Source organism: Microbacterium sp. Marseille-Q6648 (assembly GCF_943181415.1).
Lineage (GTDB): Bacteria > Actinomycetota > Actinomycetes > Actinomycetales > Microbacteriaceae > Microbacterium.
This window is the reverse complement of the sequence record NZ_CALPBZ010000002.1, coordinates 428969-445417: the sequence shown is the minus strand read 5'-3', so window position 1 is coordinate 445417 and position 16449 is coordinate 428969. Positions and strand designations below refer to the sequence as shown.

Here is a 16449-nt window from a genome sequence, read left to right as displayed (position 1 = left end):
GGATGCCGCGACCTGCCGCGGTGGTGTGACCCGGGCGTCGGAAGGTGGCGCGGATGCCGCGACCTGCCGCGCCGGCGTGACGGGCGGCGTCGGAAGGTGGCGCGGATGCCGCGACCTGCCGCGGCGGTGTGAATGCGGCGTCGGAAGGTGGCGCGGGTGCCGCGACCTGCCGCGGTGGTGTGACTCGGGCGTCGGAGGGTGCCGCGGATGCCGGGACCTGCCGCGGTGGGCGCGGTCACCCGCGGGCGATGCGGTCGGACAGGTACTTCGCGCCGGCGGACGAGGTCGACCCGCCGTCGACGGGGAGCTCCGCTCCGGTGATGTAGCCCGCCGCGTCCGACAGCAGAAAGGCCACGGTGCGCGCGACGTCGTCGGGCTGCCCGAAGCGCTCGAGCGGTGTCAGGGCACGCTGCGCGTCGCGCATCGCGTCGGGGGCGCTCGCGGTCATGGCGGTCTCGATGTAGCCCGGGTGGATGATGTTGACCCGGATGCCGCGCGGTCCCAACTCGGTGGCCGCGGCGTGGGTCAGGCCGCGCAGCCCCCACTTCGATGCCGTGTAGGCGACGGGGTAGTGGCCGTTCAGCGCGGCCGACGAGCCGATGTTGACGATCGACGAGCCGGCGCCCATGAGCGGCGTGAGCGCCTGGATGCCGAGCATCGCGCCCGTGAGGTTCACCGCGATCACGCGGTCCCAGTCCGAGAGCGCGACCTGTCCGACCCGGGCGCGGTGGGTGATCCCCGCGTTGTTCACGAGCCCGCGCACCGGTCGGCCCGACAGCTGCTCGGCCAGCGACTGCCATGCCGATGCGTCGGCGACGTCGAGTCGGCGATAGGTCGCTTCCTGCGGCAGGTCGGCGGGTGCGGTATCCGCTCGATCGGTCGCCACGACGTCGGCTCCGGCCGCCGCGAGCAGGCGGACGAGCGCGAGGCCCTGCCCGCCGGCGGCGCCGGTGATCACGATGGTGGAACCGACCAGGCCCGGCAGTGCGTCCATTCCCCGGACGCTAGTCGCCCCGGCGACCGCGCGGAATGCGGGATCGCTGATGCGCGGCATCGCCGATCCGTGGCCCGTCCTGCCCTGCCGCTTCTGCGCTCGTCGTCAGCAGCGGCTCTCGGACGCCCCGCCGCGCCACCTCGGGGCATCCGCTGCATCGATCGGTGGCGCGGATGCCGCAACCTGCCGCGGCGGCGTGACTACGGCGTTGGAAAGTGGCGCGGTTGCCGCGATCTGCCGCGGCGGCGTGACGGGCGGCGTCGGAGAGTAGCGCGGTTGCCGCAACCTGCCGCGCCGGCGTGACTACGGCGTCGGAAAGTGGCGCGGATGCCGCAACCTGCCGCGGCGGCGTGACGACGGCGTCGGAAAGTGGCGCGGTTGCCGCGATCTGCCGCGGCGGCGTCCCAACCTGGCGCGGATGCCGCAACCTGCCGCGCCAGCGAGAACGACCGCCCGCAACCCGAACCCGCTACACGCGGAGCGACGGGTGCTGCTCGTGCGGGTCGCGGGCACGGGGGATGAAGAGCGCGACCACCAGGGCGACGACGGCCGCTCCGCCGCCGAGCAGGAACGACAACTGGAAGGCGACCGGCGACGGCACCGCCACCCCGTCGAACGGAACCGTGTAGGTGGCCAGCACCGCGCCCACGACCGCGGCGGCGGTGCTCGTTCCCAGCGACCGGAACAGCGCGTTGAGGCCGTTCGACGCCCCGGTCTCGGACTGAGGCACCGATCGCATGATGAGCATGGGCATCGCGGCGTACCCGAACCCGATGCCGACGCCGATCACGAGGTTCGCCACGACCAGCTGCCACACCTCGGTCGAGAACAGCAGCGTGTAGCCGTACGCGACGATCAGCGAGATCGCGCCGAGGATCAGCAGCAGCCGCGGCCCGACGGTCCGTGCCATCCGCCCCGAGAAGGGCGAGAGCACCATCATCACGAGCCCGGCGGGCATGACCACGAGGCTCGCAGCCAGCAGAGAGAGGCCGAAGCCGCCGGTCTCGACGGGCAGCTCGAGCATCTGCGGGTACACGACGTTCGACGAGAACAGAGAGAAGCCCATCGCGATTGACGCGATGTTGGTCAGCAGCACGGCCGGCCGCGCGGCGACGCGCAGGTCGAGCAGCGGCTCGGGGATGCGAAGCTCGAACCAGCCCCACGCCAGCAGCACGGCGACGCCGCCGAGACCGCACGCCAGCACGGGAGCCGACGTCCACCCCCATTCGTTCCCGCGCGAGATGGCGAGGAGGATGCCGATCAGACCGACCGCGAGACCCGCGGCGCCGATGAAGTCGAACCTTCCGGCCGTGCGCAGCACGCTCACCGGCACGATCCACAGCACGAGGACGAACACGACGACCCCGAGTCCCGCCGACACCCAGAACAGCAGGTGCCAGTCGCTGCGCTCGGTGATGAGGGCGCTGATCGGCAGGCCGAGTGCGCCGCCCACGCCCAGCGTCGCGCTGATGAGGGCGATGGCCGAGTCCACGCGGTTCTCGTGCAGCACGTCGCGGAGGATCGAGATTCCGAGCGGGATGACACCCGTCACGGCCCCCTGCAGCGCCCTGCCCACGATCACTCCGACGATGCCGGGCGACAGTGCGGCGATGACCGATCCCAGCACCAGCAGGGCGAGCAGCACCAGCACGATGCGACGCTTGCCGTACATGTCGCCGAGACGCCCCGCGATGGGGGTGATGACGGCGGCGGCCAGCAGCGTCGAGGTCACCACCCACGCGGTGTCCTCGCGGCTGGCGTTCAGGAGCTCCGGCAGCTTCGACTGGATCGGCACGACCAGCGTGAACATGAACGACGACGCCAGACCGGCGGTGGCGAGGACCGCGACGATCGCCCATTGCGGTGACATCCGGGTGAGGCGCCTGCGCTGCTCTTCGTCTCGACCCATCAGAAAAGGCTATCCCGCACCGGCGACCCCGCGGCCGCGGGGGCGTCGACCCGAGCGAGCGGATGCCGCGACTCAGGCCACGGCCACCTCGGCGTCCGCCAGCACGCGCAGCGCCGTGGTCGCGGCATCCACCCACCGCACCACGCTGGCGGTGGCCTCGGGTGTGTCGGGGCAGCGGTACCGCAGGTGCAGCCCGCTGTCGTTGACGACGAACCACACCATCACGTCGTCCGACTCGATGACGCTCGAGACGTACTGGATCTGCAGGTCGGGCGGCAGATCCACCGGCAGTCGCCGCGTGTCCAGCCACGACAGCGCGAACATCCCCGGGGCGACGGGCATGCCGCCGTAGGGGGCGAGGATCGGCGCCAGCGGGTGGGATCCCAGCGCGACGGCCTGCCTCACGGCTGCGGCGCAGGCGGCGGGGTCGGCGTCCCGGCACTCGATGACCGAGTTCGTGATGAACCAGCCGACGGCGTCGTGCCAGCGCTGCTCGAACCGGCTGTGCACGGGGAAGACCGCGCGCAGCGGCGCGCCCGAAAGTGCTCGCGTGACGCGAGTGATCTCGCGCCACCGCGCGGTGACCTCGGCCGGCGCGGGCGGGCGCGCTTCGAGGAGCGCGGTGTGCACGGCGAACGGCTCGACCGCGCCCGCCGCACTCGAGATGTCGCCGGCCGCACTCTCCGGGAGGGCGCCGTCGAGCCCCGCGATCAGGTCGCGCACGAGCACCAGCAGCGACCACATGTCGACGTGTGCGTGATCGGAGCCGATGACGACGGCGGGGCGCCGGTCCGCGGCATCCGCATCGGGCTCGACGACCACGAGCAGGTGCGACGGCCGTGAGAACGGGCGGCACGCGCCGTCGAGGACGACGCGGAGCACGTCACGCGCGAGAGCGCCCGAGGGGATCGGATGCCGCCGCCAGCGTCCGCCGATCACCTCGACGTCGTGCAGGGCGAGCTCGTCGGTGCCGACGATGCGGGTGAAGGCGGTGCGCAGCGTGCCGTGCCGTCGGACCACCCGGTGCCACGCGTCGGCGAGTGCGTCCCGGGCAGTGCCTTCGGGCAGACGGAAGGCGATCGACATCCAGGAGCCGTCGCGATCGCCGCCGCCGACGTGGCGTCCCTGGTCGAACGACACGGGCAGCCGCCGGCCCGGCTCGTCGGCGACACGCAGCGCATAGCTGTGCACCTCGCCGGCGGGGAGGGTCATTCGGGCGACGTTGGTCAGACGCATCCGCCGTAGTGTAGGGGGCTCAGGTTTCGTGTTTCAGCGCGATGGGGGTGCCGTGCCGGCGATCCAGGTGAACGGAGCGAGTCTCGACTTCGACGTCGTGGGCGATTCCGGTCCGCTGGTCGTGCAGCTGCACGGGCTCACCTCGAGCCGCTCCCGCGACGCGCAGCTGGGACTAGACCTCGGCAGGGCCCTGCGCGGGCATCGTGTGCTGCGGCTGGATGCCCGGGGCCACGGCGGGTCGAGTGGAACCGCGGATGCCGCGGACTACCGCTGGGACCGCCTGGCAGACGACCTCCTCACCGCGCTCGACGTCATCGCGCCGGGCGAGACGGTCCACGGCCTCGGGCCGTCGATGGGTACGGGCACGCTCCTGCACGCGGCGCTGCGCGACATGGCGCGCTTCGACAGCCTCACCCTCATGCTGCCGCCCACGGCATGGGGAACCCGCCGGGCGCAGGCCCAGACCTACCTCGCCGGAGCCGACCTCGTCGAACGCGAGGGCGTGGCGGCCTTCGTCGAGCTCGGCAGCACCACGCCGGTGCCGCCGGCGCTGGCCGGTGCGCCGCAGACCGGCCCGGCGGTGGCGGCGCACCTGCTGCCGACTGTGCTGCGCGGGGCGGCGGCGGCAGACCTCCCGCCCAAGAAGGCGCTCGCCCACATCACCGTGCCGACCCTCATCCTGGCGTGGACGGGGGATCACACGCACCCGCTGCGCACCGCCACGAAGCTCGACCAGATCCTCCCTCACAGCCGACTCGTCGTCGCGCGAACCCCGTACGGCGTCATGGCGTGGCCGGGCCTGTTCGCCGAGCACGTCATCACCGCCGGGGTCGAGAGCCCCACGACGGGCGTCGTCGAGATCCCCGGCGGCCGCCCCGCGGCAACGACCGGCGCCCCATCGGCATGAGTCCTCGACCGGCGTAGGGTGAGCCCCATGGCCGACCTCTCCGCCGTCACTCCGCCGGGAATCGAGATCCGTCCGCTCGACACCGTCGAGGAGGTGTTCCGCGCCTCGGCCGTGCTGTCCGAGGTGTGGGGCGGCGACAAGTCGGGCATGCCGCCGAACCTGCTGCGGGCCCTCGCGCACTCGGGCAACTACGCCGTCGGGCTGTACGCCCACGAGCGGATGGTCGGCGCGTCGGTGGCGTTCTTCGCCGCACCCGCGGCCCGCTCGATGCACAGCCACATCACGGGGGTGCTGCCCGGATTCCGCAGTCAGGGCCTCGGCCGCGTGCTCAAGCAGCACCAGCGGGAGTGGGCGCTCGCCCGCGACGTCGGGAACATCACGTGGACGTTCGATCCTCTCGTGGCCCGCAACGCCCACTTCAACCTGCGGGTCCTGGGCACGCGCGTGACCGAGTACCTCGTGAACCACTACGGACCCATGGACGACGGCGTCAACCGCGGCGACGAGTCCGACCGCATCATGGTCTCGTGGGCGGTCGCCGCCCGTCCCGTCCCCACTCCCGAGGACGACAGCGTCGTCGCGCACGTCGAGGTTCCCCGCGACATCGAGACGCTGCGGCGGGAGAACCCTGCGGATGCCGCCGCCTGGCGTTCCCGCGTCCGCGACGCCGTCGCGCGGCACCTGGCGTCGGGTCTGGTCATCGGCGGTTTCGACGACGATCGCGGCTACCTGTTCATCCGCCCCTGACGACGCCGCGGTGCCCGGCCGGCCGGATCCGGCGCTGAGCCCGGCGGGTCAGTCGCCGGCGCGGCGCCAGTCGTCGCTCGTGAGGTGCGAGCCGGCCTGCGGCCCCATCTGCAGCATCCCTCCGTCGACGGTCCAGCTGGCTCCGGTGACGTAGCTCGAGGCGGGCGAGGCGAGGAACGCGATCACCGCGGCGACCTCCTCGGCCTTGCCCGGACGGCCGAGCGGGATGCCGGGGCGGTGGGTGTCTTCGACGTCGCCCGAGTCCATGTCGTTGAGCGGGGTCGCGATCTCGCCGGGGCCGACGGCGTTGGCCGTGATGCCGTGCTCGCCGAGTTCCTGCGCCATCGTCTTGATGAGCCCGCCGAGACCGTGCTTGGCCGCGACGTACGCGGCGGACCCGACGCGGGGCGCGGTCTCGTGGACGCTCGTGACGGCGATCAGCCGGCCGCCGCGGCCCGCGGCGACCATGCGCGTGGCGGCGGCGTGCAGCCCCGCGAAAGCTCCGTCGAGGTTCAGGCTCACGTCCTTGCGCCAGTCGTCGATCGTGAGGTCGAGGAACGGGCCGCCCGAACCGCCGCCGGCGTTGTTCACGAAAACGTCGAGCCCGCCGAGGCGCTCGGCGAGGTCGTCGATCGTCGGTCCGACGCGCGCGAGGTCGGTGGCGTCGAAGCGCGTCACCTCGGCGCGGCGCCCGCGCTCGCGGACCGCCTCCGCGGTGCCCTCGGCGCCCTCCTCGTCGGAGTGCCAGGTGATGCCGACGTCGAGCCCGGCGTCGGCCAGCGCGAGAGCGGTCGCGCGGCCGATCCCCGAGTCCGATGCGGTGACGATGGCGCGGCGCGGGGCGAAGTCGTAGGTCTCCATGCCCCGACGTTACGTCGGCGCCGCCACGCCGCTCACGGGGTTGCGCATCGCGCATCCGATGGCTAGCGGATGTATCAGCGGGACGGACCCGGCCTCTTCTGTCATGACCGAGGAGGAACCATGCGTGAGCACATCGAAGTCCTGATCGCCGCACTGACCGGGCCCCGGCGCGACCGTGTCTCGGTTCCGCGCCGCCGTCGTCCGCGGCTCGCCCGGACGACCTACGTCGCGGTGCTGCGGGAACCGGCCGCTCGCCGCCTGGTGCACTGAGACGACGGCGCGGCGCGGGCGTAGCCTGAGCGCATGCCCATCGCCCGGCCCGCGGCACCCATCGCCCTCCAGGGGGTCGAGCTGCGCGTGCTGCATCTGCCGCTCGTCTCGCCGTTCACCACGTCGTTCGGCACCGAGACCGTCCGCGAGGTGATCGTGGTGCGGGCCCTGACGGCCGACGGGGACGGGTGGGGCGAGATCGTCACGGGCGCCGCGCCGCTGTACTCCAGCGAGTACACGCAGGGGGCGTGGGACGTCGCGCTGAGATGGCTGACCCCCGCGCTCCTGGATGCCGGTCCCCTCGCTCCCGAGCGTGTGGCGGCCGTGCTCGAACCCTTCAAGGGCCACCGCATGGTCAAGGCCGGGCTCGAGCTGGCGGTCCTCGACGCGGCGCTGCGGGCGGAGTCCCGGTCGCTTGCCGACTACCTCGGGGCGGTCCGCGACCGCGTGCCGAGCGGAGTGTCCGTCGGACTCCAGCGGGATCCCGCCGCGCTCGTCGAGACCGTGCGCGGGTACCTCGACGAGGGCTATGCGCGCATCAAGATCAAGATCAAGCCGGGGCGCGACGTGGGCGACACCGCGGCGGTGCGCGAGGCGTTCGGCGGGATCCCGCTGCAGGTCGACGCCAACTCCGCGTACACGCTCGCCGACATCGACACGCTGGCCGAACTCGACCGGTTCGACCTGCTGCTGATCGAGCAGCCGCTGCAGGAGGACGACATCGTCGATCACGCCGCCCTCGCGCAGCACCTGCGCACGCCGGTGTGCCTCGACGAGTCGATCACGTCGCGCAAGGCCGCCGTCGATGCCCTGGCGCTCGGGGCGACGAGCGTGATCAACGTGAAGGCGGGCCGGGTCGGCGGGTATCTCGAGGCCGTTGCCATCCATGACGTGTGCCGCGAGGCCGGCATCCCGGTGTGGTGCGGCGGCATGCTCGAGACGGGGATCGGGCGTGCCGCGAACGCGGCGCTCGCCGCGCTCCCCGGGTTCACCCTGCCGGGGGACATCTCGGCGTCGAGTCGCTTCTACACGCGCGACATCGTCACCGAGCCGGCCGTGCTCGAGGACGGCCACGTGCGCGTCCCCCTCGGCCACGGCATCGGGGTCGAGATCGACCCGGTCGCGCTCGACGACGTCACCGTCGCGCGCGAGGTGCTGCGGAGGTAGGCATGCGCCGCGCGCTCGCCGCCGTCGCCGCCCTCGCGCTCGCCGCCGGGATGACGGCCGGGTGCGCCGTGTCGCAGCAGGCCGCGCCCGCGAGCCGAGCTGACGACATCGTCGCGAGCATCGTCGAGGGAATCGACGTGTCGCTCGTGCAGCTGCGCGGCGACGTGGCGTCCCGTCAGGCGCAGGTGCAGATCGTGAACGGGTCGGACGAATCCGTGACCATCGGCGACGTCATCGTCGTCGATCCGCGCTTCGACGGCGAGGCGGGGCGCGTGGTGGAGGGACGCGCGAGCGACGTCGTCGCGGGCGGCCGCGTCGACATCCGCGTGCAGCTGCCGGCGGTGGCGTGTGGGGCGTCCGCCGCGGGGGAGCCGACCGTCCACCTGGAGTTGACCGTCGGCGCGCACAGCGAGGTGGTCACTCTCGCCGCCGACGACCCGCTCGGGTTCGTCGGACCGCTGCACGAGCGGGAGTGCCGCGCGAAGCGCCTGGCCGCGGCGGCCGCACTCTCGTTCACCGGCTTCGAGCCGTCGTCGCCGGGCGAGCCCGCGACGCTGCGCCTGCGGGTCGACCCCGCGGACGGGGGAGCCGCGGGTGGCGGAGCCGCCGAGGAGGTCGTCATCGCCGCCGTGCAGCCCACCAATCTGCTCTCGTTCGACGCCGACACCGCGGACGGGGCCTATCCGCTCGACCTGGTGGTCCGCGGGTCCGGGGAGGCCGTCGACGTCGACCTGCCGCTCGTGCCGTCCCGCTGCGACCCGCACGCCGTGCAGGAGGACAAGCGCGGCACCATCTTCGACGTGCGCGTGATCGTGGACGACGAGCCCGGCGAGATCGAGCTGTTCGTCGGCGACGCCCTGCGCGGCCGCATCCTGACCTGGGTCGCGCACTGGTGCGGCTTCGGCTCAGGCTGACCGGACGCGGCAGGCACCGTGGCCGGCGGGCGTGAGGGGCGGCATCCGCTCATCTAGAATCGACGGATGCCGGGACTCCCGGCTTTCTGCGATTCCGCACCCCCTCACCCGACCATTGGAGCCACCGTGGCCGAGCAGTCCCGCCTCGACAAAGTCATCGCCCTCGCCCGTCACCGCGGGTTCGTGTTCCAGGCCGGTGAGATCTACGGCGGTTCCCGCTCTGCGTGGGACTACGGCCCCCTCGGCACCGAGCTGAAGGAGAACATCCGCCGCCAGTGGTGGCAGACGTTCGTCCGAGGCCGCGGCGACATGGTGGGCCTGGACTCCTCGGTGATCCTCCCCAAGCGCGTGTGGGAGGCCTCGGGCCACGTCGCGACCTTCACCGATCCGCTGGTGGAGTGCCTGCAGTGCCACAAGCGGTTCCGCGCCGACAACCTCATCGAGGACTTCGAAGCCCGGAAGGGTCGCCCGGCTGAGAACGGCCTGGCCGACGTGCCCTGCCCCAACTGCGGCACGAAGGGTCAGTACACCGAGCCCAAGGCGTTCTCGGGCCTGGTGAAGACCTATCTCGGCGTCGTCGACGACGAGTCGGGACTGCACTACCTGCGTCCCGAGACCGCGCAGGGCATCTTCGTCAACTTCGCCAACGTGCTCACCGCGTCGCGCAAGAAGCCCCCCTTCGGCATCGGCCAGGTCGGCAAGGCGTTCCGCAACGAGATCACGCCCGGCAACTTCATCTTCCGCACCCGCGAGTTCGAGCAGATGGAGATCGAGTACTTCACCCCGCCCGCCGAGGCGGACCACTGGTTCGGCGCGTGGGTCGAGGACTGCTGGAACTGGTTCACCGACCTCGGGATCGATCCGGCCAACATGCGCCGCTTCGACGTGCCCGAGGACGAGCGCGCCCACTACTCCGCCGGCACGATCGACGTGGAGTACCGGTTCGGCTTCCCCGGCAAGGAGTGGGGCGAGCTGATGGGCATCGCCAACCGCACCGACTACGACCTCGGCAGCCACACCGAGGCCTCGGGTCAGAAGCTGTCGTACTTCGATCAGGCGTCGAACTCGACCTACATCCCGTACGTCATCGAGCCCTCGTTCGGTCTCACGCGCGCCATGATGGCGTTCCTCGTCGACGCCTACCGCGAGGAAGAGGCGCCCAACGCCAAGGGCGGCACGGACACCCGCACGGTGCTGGGGCTCGACCCGCGCCTGGCTCCGGTGAAGGCGGCGATCCTGCCGCTCTCGCGCAACGAGCGGCTCTCGCCGCTGGCGCGCGAGGTCGCCGACTCGCTGCGCGGCGACTGGAACATCGACTTCGACGACGCCGGCGCCATCGGCCGCCGCTACCGTCGCCAGGACGAGATCGGCACGCCCTTCTGCGTCACCGTCGACTTCGACTCGCTCGACGACCGCGCCGTCACCGTGCGCGATCGAGACACGATGGCCCAGGAGCGCGTGCCCCTCGAGAACCTGAAGGCGTATCTGTCGGAGCGCCTCCGCGGCGCCTGACCCGCGCCGCCGCGGAGACACACCGTCCGGCGTGGGAGAAGAGGATGCCGCGGCTCAGCCGTCGGTGAGCGTGACCGTCACGCCCTCCCACCCCGTCCCGCTGCGCACCGCGCGCTCGGACTCGGCGATGATGCCGCGCAGGACCTCGAGGTCCACCGCTTCGAGGTCCTTCAGGTAGAGGCATCCGGCCCCGGTCGTGTGCGGCCCGAGCCGGGCGAGCTCCTGCGTGCGCTCGGCGAAGCCGGGGATGAGGTAGACGGTGGTGGCCTGCTTGCGGGGCGCGAACGCGGTGACCGGGATGTCGCCCTCGTTGCCGGTGGGATAGACGTAGTGACACGACCCGAACCCGATGATCGTGCCCCACAGCTCCGGCTCGCGCCCGGTGATCTCGGACAGCAGGGCCAGCATCGTCTCGGCATCGCGGCGACGCTTGGCCGGAGTGACGCCTGCCACGAAGGCGGCGACGCTTCCGCCGGTCTTCTGCATCAGACGCCTCCGCCCCCGGACGAGGACTTCGCCGCCTTGGCCTGGGCCTTCATCTCGCGCTTGTGCTCGCGCACCTTCGTCAAGGACTCGGGCGAGGTGATGTCGGCGACCGAGCGGAACGATCCTTCATCGCCGTACGAGCCCGCCGCCTCGCGCCAGCCGGCCCCGGCGAAGCCGTACTGCTTGCCGAGGAGCGCCAAAAAGATCCTGGCCTTCTGCTCGCCGAACCCCGGCAGCGCTTTCAACCGCTTGAGCACCGTCGCGCCGTCGGGGTCGTCCCGCTTCCAGATGGCGGCCGCGTCGCCGCCCCACTCCTCGTCGACCGTCCGGCACAGGGCCTGTACGCGCCCGGCCATGGAGCCGGGGTAGCGGTGCACTGCGGGCGTCGCGCTGAACAGCTCCGCGAACGCGTCGGGATCGAACGTGGCCAGGGCCGCGGCGTCGAGGGTGCCGGCGCGCTCGGCGATCTTGAGAGGTCCGGCGAACGCGGTCTCCATCGCGACCTGCTGGTCGAGCAGCATCCCGATCAGCAGGGCCAGAGGATCGTCGGAGAGCAGGCGATCGGCGGCGTCGTCGCCGGTGATGTGCAGCGTCATGGCGCCCATCCTGCCACCGCCGGCTCGCGCGCGCCCGCCCGTTGCGGGCTCCCGCTCGAACGGCGCGCGAACCGCGGCGGTGCGAGGATGGAGACGTGGTCGACGCACCCTCACCCCTCTCCGATCTGGTCGCGCATGCCCACCACCGTCGCATCGTGGTGATCGGCGGCGGCCTCGCCGGGCTCGTCGCCGCCCTCGAGTGCGCGAAGGTGGGGATCCGCGTCACCCTCCTCGAGCAGTCCGAGACGCTGGGCGGCGCGATCCAGCCGTACGAGGCCGACGGATTCCCCCTCCCGACAGGGCCCCTGGATCACTCCGCCACCGAGACGATGCGCGCGCTCGTCGATGACCTCGGCCTGGGCGCGCACGTGGTGGCCCCGCGCACCGACGAGACCTGGATCGCGGGCCTTCCCCAGGGCGCGGCGAAGCTGCCCGCCGCGACCGTGCGGGGCATCCCCGCCAATCCGTGGGCCGACGACGTACGGGCGATCATCGGCTGGGGCGGCGCGTGGCGCGCGTACCTCGACCGTCTTCGGCCCCCGCTGACCATCGGCGTGGAGCGCAACCTCGCCCGGCTGGTGCGCACCCGCATGGGCGACCGCGTGCTCGACCGCATGGTGGCTCCGCTGAGCGTCGGCACGCTCGGCGTCGGACCGGACGAACTCGATGTCGACGCCCTCGCGCCCGGCCTCAACACCGCCCTCACCCGCACCGGATCCCTCGGCGGCGCGGTCGCCGAGCTGCTGGCGACGGACGAGGCTCTGCAGCCGGCCGGGCTCGACGGCGGGATGCCGCGCCTCACGGCCGCGCTCGAGCATCGCCTCGGCGACCTCGACGTCGAGGTGCGCCGCCGCACGCGCGCGGTCGCCCTCACCGCCGGCGACGGCGGCTGGCGCGTGACCGTGGAGTCCGAGGCGCCCGCCGCGACCCCTGATGCGACCGCGCCCCCCGCGGGCGCCGACCCCGCGGACGCCGACCCCGGGGGCCCCGGCCCCGCACGCCCGGACGAGGTCCCCGCGGTCATCGACGCCGACGCGGTCATCGTGGCCGTGGGCGCACGCGAGGCACGGATGCTGCTCGCCGCCCATGTCGCGGAGCTGGACGCGGCGCCGCGCGAGACTCCCGGAGTCGTCGAGACGGTGACGCTCGCGATCTCGGCGGCGACCCTCGACACCCACCCGCGCGGCGCACGCGTCGTGCGGATCCCAGGGACCGGACCGGCGGCTGCGGTCAGTCATGAGACCGCGCGCTGGGGGTGGCTGGCAGATGCGGCCGGACCGGGCCGGCACGTCGTCCGCGTGCGCTTCGGCGGCGGCGAGACCGAGCCCGCCACGACGGGGCTCACCGACGACCAGGCGCGAGCACTCGCGGTGTCCGAGGCGTCCGCGCTGCTGGGCGTGGCCACCGCCGAGCTGCGGGTGCTCGCATCGACCCGGACGACGTCCGCCGTCGAGCGACCGTCGTCCGCCCTCGGCCACGCAGCTGAGACGGCGGCGATCCGCACCGCGATCGCCGGCTCCGACGGTGTGGCCGCGGTCGGGGCGTGGCTCTCGGGGAGCGATCCGGCCGACGTCGTGCGCGACGCCATGACCGAGGCCGACCGGGTACGGCGGGCGACGCTGTGGACCGGGCCGCCCGCGGAATGATCGGCATCCGCACCCGAATGTCAAGGGTGGATACCCGGATCGGCATGCACGGCTAACCTGGGACCACCAACAGGCGCACCACCGAGCGGGAGGAGCACCCCATGAGGGGCAAAGCAGGACTTGTGATCGGAATCGCCGTGGGATACGTCCTCGGCTCGCGTGCCGGCAAAGAGCGGTACGAGCAGATCAAGACCCAGTGGATGAAGGTCTGGAACACCGAACCCGTGCAGGACCAGGTGGCCAAGGTCAGCGAGTTCGCGAAATCCAGCGCGATGGCACTGCCCAGCACGCTGTGGGACTCGGCCGTCAAGGTCTCGAAGGCCGCCGCAGGCAAAGGCACCCCCGGTCAGCGTGTCGACGCCGCCGTGAAGGCGAGCAAGGCGGCGGCAGACGACCTCGATCGCGCCGCCGACGAGACCACCGCGGCCGCCACCAAGGCCGCAGAGAAGGCGAAGAAGGCCGCCGACGAGGCCCGCGAGCGCAGCGAGGCCTGACATGACGACGCCTCGTGGCTTCCGCGATCGCGCCGATGACGGTCTGCTGACCCTCGTCGGCGAGATCCCCGAACTCGTCCGCAATCTCGTCACGGCCGAGATCGACTCGGCGAAGGTCTGGCTGGCGCGCACCGCGAAGGACGGCGGCTGGGGGGCGATCTGGATGATCGCCGCCCTGTTCGTGCTGTTCTGGTCGATTCCGGCACTCGGCGCCTTCGTCATCGCGGGGCTGTCGTCGTGGTGGCCCGTCTGGCTGTCCGCCCTCGTCGTCTTCTTCGTGATGCTGCTGGTCACCGTGATCCTCGCGCTGTTCGGGATCATGCGGTTCAAACGTCTCGCCAAGCGCACCAACCCCGCGCAGGCGATCGCACACGATGTGAAGGAGGTGCGCGGTGAGTATTGACACGCGCGTGACCATGCCCCGCACCGCCGTCCCGATCGGCATCACCGACCCGGTCGAGAAGGCGCGCGCCGAGCTCAAGGCCGCGCTCGCGGCCATCGAGGAGAAGGCGAACCTGCCCAAGCGGGCCGGCATCGCCCTGGATCGCGGCATCGTCAAGGCCCGCGCCTTCGCCGATCGCAGCCCCCAGGGCGCCGCGGCCGCGGCCGTCGTCGTGGCGGCCGGAATCGGCGCCGCGGTGTGGGGAATCGTCCGCCTCGCCGCGCGCTGACAGGCACCGACACGCCCCTCGCCGCGGTCGCAGGCTCCCCCCGGTGACGGAGGGGGCCTGGACGAACGGCAGATCAGCGGGGGTATGCTCGGTTTCACAGGCAGTGCAACGGTGCGGATGCTGCTGAGCGCGCGACCCGGAATCCCGCGCTTCGGCTGCTCGAACGTCAGGGGTGGCCGAAATGCACCACGAGAGTCACACCCCATGAACAACACATCACCCGCACACACCGCACCCAAGCCCCTCAAGGGGTGGCGGGTGCTGGTGCCGCGCGGGGGACCGTGGGGCGACGGCGTCGCCGCGTCGCTGCGACGGCAGGGCGCCACCCCGGTGATCGCCCCGCTCATCAACTTCGCCCCTTCGACCGACCAGGCGACTCTCGAGCGGGCCATCGCCGATCTCGGTGCCGGCGCGTTCGACTGGCTCACGGTGACCAGCGCGACCACGGTCGACGTCCTCTATGCGTATCGCGCCGTGATCCCCACCGGCACCAAGGTGGCCGCCGTGGGAGAGACCACCGCGGCGGCCCTGCAGGCGGTCGGCTACCGCGTCGATCTCGTCCCCGAGCGCGACAACTCCGCCGGCGGCATGGCCGAGCAGCTCATCGCCCTGGAGCCCGAACCCCGCAGCATCCTCACCCTCCGCAGTGAGATCGCCAAGCCCGTCCTCACCAACCGGCTGACCGAGGCGGGGCACCGCGTCCGCAGTGTCGTGGCCTACCGCACGGTCGGCGTTCCGGTCACCGAGCGCATCGCCGAGGACGTCCGCTCGGGTCGCATCAACGCGATCCTCGTCACGAGCGGCTCGGTCGCCGAGCAGGTGCGCGCGCAGTTCGACCACATCCCCGAGACGACGCTGGTCGCCGCCATCGGACCGCGCACCGCGAAAGACGCCGCCAAGACGGGCCTCGGCGTCGACGTGGTCGCGCCGCAGCAGACGGTCGACGCCCTCATCGACGCCGTCGCGCGCTTCGCGCTTCCCCACGCCACGGACGAATTCGCCCTGTGATCGCGGCGGGCACCGCCGGCATCGGGCCGCGGATCGTCGTGCTGGCCGGCGGGGTCGGCGGTTCGCGCTTCGTGGGCGGCGTCCGCGGGGCGCTGCGGGCGAGGGGCGTGGCCGACACCGCGGCGGTGCTCACGGTGGTCGTCAACACCGGCGACGACCTGTGGCTGTCGGGCGTGCGATTGCAGCCCGACGTGGACTCCATCCTCTACGCGCTCGCGGGCGTCAACGACACCCAGCGCGGCTGGGGACGCGTGGGCGACACCGAGCGGGTCAACCACGAGCTGCAGGAGTGGGGCGCGGGGTGGCCGTGGTTCACCCTCGGCGACCTCGATCTCGGCACGCATCTCGCCCGCACCGGGTGGCTCCGCGAAGGCGCGACGCCCACCGAGGTGGTCGCGCGACTCGCGGAACGCTGGCCGCTCGGCGCACGGCTGCTGCCGATGACCGACGCGGAGGTCGACACCCGCGTGACGGTCCGCGACGGCCAGGTGACGCGCCATCTGCACTTCCAGGAGTGGTGGACGCGCCACCGCGCGCAGCTCCAGCCCGTCCGCTTCGACAACCCGGGGGTCGAGGGCGCCGCCCCCGCTCCCGGCGTCGTCGAGGCGCTCGCGGAGGCCGATGTCGTGCTGATCGCACCGTCGAACCCCGTCGTATCGATCGGTCCCATCCTCGCCGTCCCCGGCATCCGAGACGCCCTGCGCGCCGCAGCGGCGCCCGTGGTCGGTGTCTCGCCCATCATCGGCGGCCGCGTCGTCCGCGGCATGGCGGACGTCTGCCTCACCGCGATCGGCGTCGAGACCTCCGCGGCGGCCGTCGCGGCGCACTACCGACCGCGCGGGGACGGCGGGTTGCTGGACGCGTGGCTGCTGGCTGAGGAAGACGCCGCGTCGGCTGCCGAGGTGGCAGGCTCCGGCATCCGCTCGGTCGTCGCCCCGCTGTGGATGACGGACGCCGACGCGGCCGCGGCGCTCGCCGAGCGCGCTCTCGCGACCGCCGGCGTCTGAGGGAGCCGCGGTGTGATGAGCCGA

18 protein-coding genes are annotated in these 16449 nt (G+C 72.6%); 12 read left to right on the top strand and 6 right to left on the bottom strand.

All coding sequences use genetic code 11. The annotated features are described in order from the left end of the window. Window positions 1-235 precede the first annotated feature (235 nt). The 3 genes from NFR93_RS09540 to NFR93_RS09530 form a co-directional block, all read right to left on the bottom strand. Window positions 236-994: an SDR family NAD(P)-dependent oxidoreductase gene (locus NFR93_RS09540; protein ID WP_251452482.1), complete on the bottom strand. Its 759-nt coding sequence runs from the start codon at window positions 992-994 to the stop codon at window positions 236-238. 469 nt (window positions 995-1463) lie between these two features. After that, window positions 1464-2864, bottom strand: a complete 1401-nt coding sequence (locus NFR93_RS09535; RefSeq protein WP_251453034.1) for an MFS transporter — start codon at window positions 2862-2864, stop codon at window positions 1464-1466. Window positions 2865-2975: 111 nt separating this feature from the next. Then, on the bottom strand, window positions 2976-4139 hold the full coding sequence (locus NFR93_RS09530; RefSeq protein ID WP_251452479.1) for a condensation domain-containing protein: 1164 nt from the start codon (window positions 4137-4139) through the stop codon (window positions 2976-2978). Between the two features lie 52 nt (window positions 4140-4191). Here NFR93_RS09530 and NFR93_RS09525 point away from each other — a divergent pair, with 52 nt between their 5' ends. Together NFR93_RS09525 and NFR93_RS09520 are read left to right on the top strand one after the other, a co-directional pair. Then, the gene (locus NFR93_RS09525) at window positions 4192-5046 is read left to right on the top strand and encodes an alpha/beta fold hydrolase (RefSeq protein WP_251452476.1); all 855 of its coding nucleotides are present in this window, start codon (window positions 4192-4194) and stop codon (window positions 5044-5046) included. 27 nt (window positions 5047-5073) lie between these two features. Continuing rightward, a complete protein-coding gene (locus tag NFR93_RS09520; protein ID WP_251452474.1) occupies window positions 5074-5793 on the top strand; it encodes a GNAT family N-acetyltransferase in 720 nt (239 codons plus the stop codon). A gap of 48 nt (window positions 5794-5841) precedes the next feature. Here NFR93_RS09520 and NFR93_RS09515 read toward each other — a convergent pair whose 3' ends face one another. Beyond that, a complete protein-coding gene (locus tag NFR93_RS09515; RefSeq protein WP_251452471.1) occupies window positions 5842-6654 on the bottom strand; it encodes an SDR family oxidoreductase in 813 nt (270 codons plus the stop codon). A gap of 120 nt (window positions 6655-6774) precedes the next feature. On the opposite strand from NFR93_RS09515, the gene NFR93_RS09510 reads away from it, so the two are divergent. From NFR93_RS09510 to NFR93_RS09495, 4 genes are all read left to right on the top strand, one after another. Then, window positions 6775-6924, top strand: coding sequence for a hypothetical protein (locus NFR93_RS09510; protein ID WP_251452469.1), 150 nt, complete (start codon window positions 6775-6777; stop codon window positions 6922-6924). Window positions 6925-6957: 33 nt separating this feature from the next. Next, window positions 6958-8091: an o-succinylbenzoate synthase gene (menC, locus tag NFR93_RS09505; RefSeq protein ID WP_251452466.1), complete on the top strand. Its 1134-nt coding sequence runs from the start codon at window positions 6958-6960 to the stop codon at window positions 8089-8091. 2 nt (window positions 8092-8093) lie between these two features. Continuing rightward, window positions 8094-9005, top strand: coding sequence for a hypothetical protein (locus NFR93_RS09500; RefSeq protein ID WP_251452457.1), 912 nt, complete (start codon window positions 8094-8096; stop codon window positions 9003-9005). Window positions 9006-9131: 126 nt separating this feature from the next. After that, window positions 9132-10517 (top strand): glycine--tRNA ligase, encoded by a 1386-nt coding sequence (locus NFR93_RS09495; protein WP_251452454.1) that lies wholly within the window; start codon window positions 9132-9134, stop codon window positions 10515-10517. Window positions 10518-10571: 54 nt separating this feature from the next. Here the strand turns inward: NFR93_RS09495 and NFR93_RS09490 are convergent, their stop codons facing one another. Together NFR93_RS09490 and NFR93_RS09485 are read right to left on the bottom strand one after the other, a co-directional pair. Further along, window positions 10572-11003, bottom strand: coding sequence for a DUF1801 domain-containing protein (locus tag NFR93_RS09490; RefSeq protein WP_251452450.1), 432 nt, complete (start codon window positions 11001-11003; stop codon window positions 10572-10574). Next, window positions 11003-11599 carry an HhH-GPD-type base excision DNA repair protein gene (locus NFR93_RS09485; protein WP_251452448.1) on the bottom strand — a complete coding sequence of 199 codons (597 nt, stop codon included), beginning with the start codon at window positions 11597-11599 and terminating at the stop codon, window positions 11003-11005. The genes NFR93_RS09490 and NFR93_RS09485 overlap by 1 nt, the downstream gene beginning before the upstream one ends. A gap of 95 nt (window positions 11600-11694) precedes the next feature. Between NFR93_RS09485 and NFR93_RS09480 the strand changes: the two genes are divergently transcribed. From NFR93_RS09480 to cofD, 6 genes are all read left to right on the top strand, one after another. Further along, on the top strand, window positions 11695-13245 hold the full coding sequence (locus tag NFR93_RS09480; protein ID WP_285814564.1) for a protoporphyrinogen/coproporphyrinogen oxidase: 1551 nt from the start codon (window positions 11695-11697) through the stop codon (window positions 13243-13245). A gap of 101 nt (window positions 13246-13346) precedes the next feature. Continuing rightward, window positions 13347-13739, top strand: coding sequence for a hypothetical protein (locus NFR93_RS09475; RefSeq protein ID WP_251452446.1), 393 nt, complete (start codon window positions 13347-13349; stop codon window positions 13737-13739). Between the two features lies 1 nt (window position 13740). After that, complete coding sequence (locus NFR93_RS09470; protein WP_251452443.1) at window positions 13741-14142, top strand: phage holin family protein; 402 nt, start codon at window positions 13741-13743, stop codon at window positions 14140-14142. Continuing rightward, the gene (locus NFR93_RS09465) at window positions 14132-14410 is read left to right on the top strand and encodes a hypothetical protein (protein WP_251452441.1); all 279 of its coding nucleotides are present in this window, start codon (window positions 14132-14134) and stop codon (window positions 14408-14410) included. Before NFR93_RS09470 ends, NFR93_RS09465 begins: the two co-directional genes overlap by 11 nt. Window positions 14411-14614: 204 nt before the next feature. Continuing rightward, window positions 14615-15418, top strand: coding sequence for a uroporphyrinogen-III synthase (locus NFR93_RS09460; protein WP_251452438.1), 804 nt, complete (start codon window positions 14615-14617; stop codon window positions 15416-15418). After that, window positions 15415-16425: a 2-phospho-L-lactate transferase gene (gene cofD, locus NFR93_RS09455; protein WP_251452436.1), complete on the top strand. Its 1011-nt coding sequence runs from the start codon at window positions 15415-15417 to the stop codon at window positions 16423-16425. The genes NFR93_RS09460 and cofD overlap by 4 nt, the downstream gene beginning before the upstream one ends. Window positions 16426-16449: the final 24 nt, after the last annotated feature.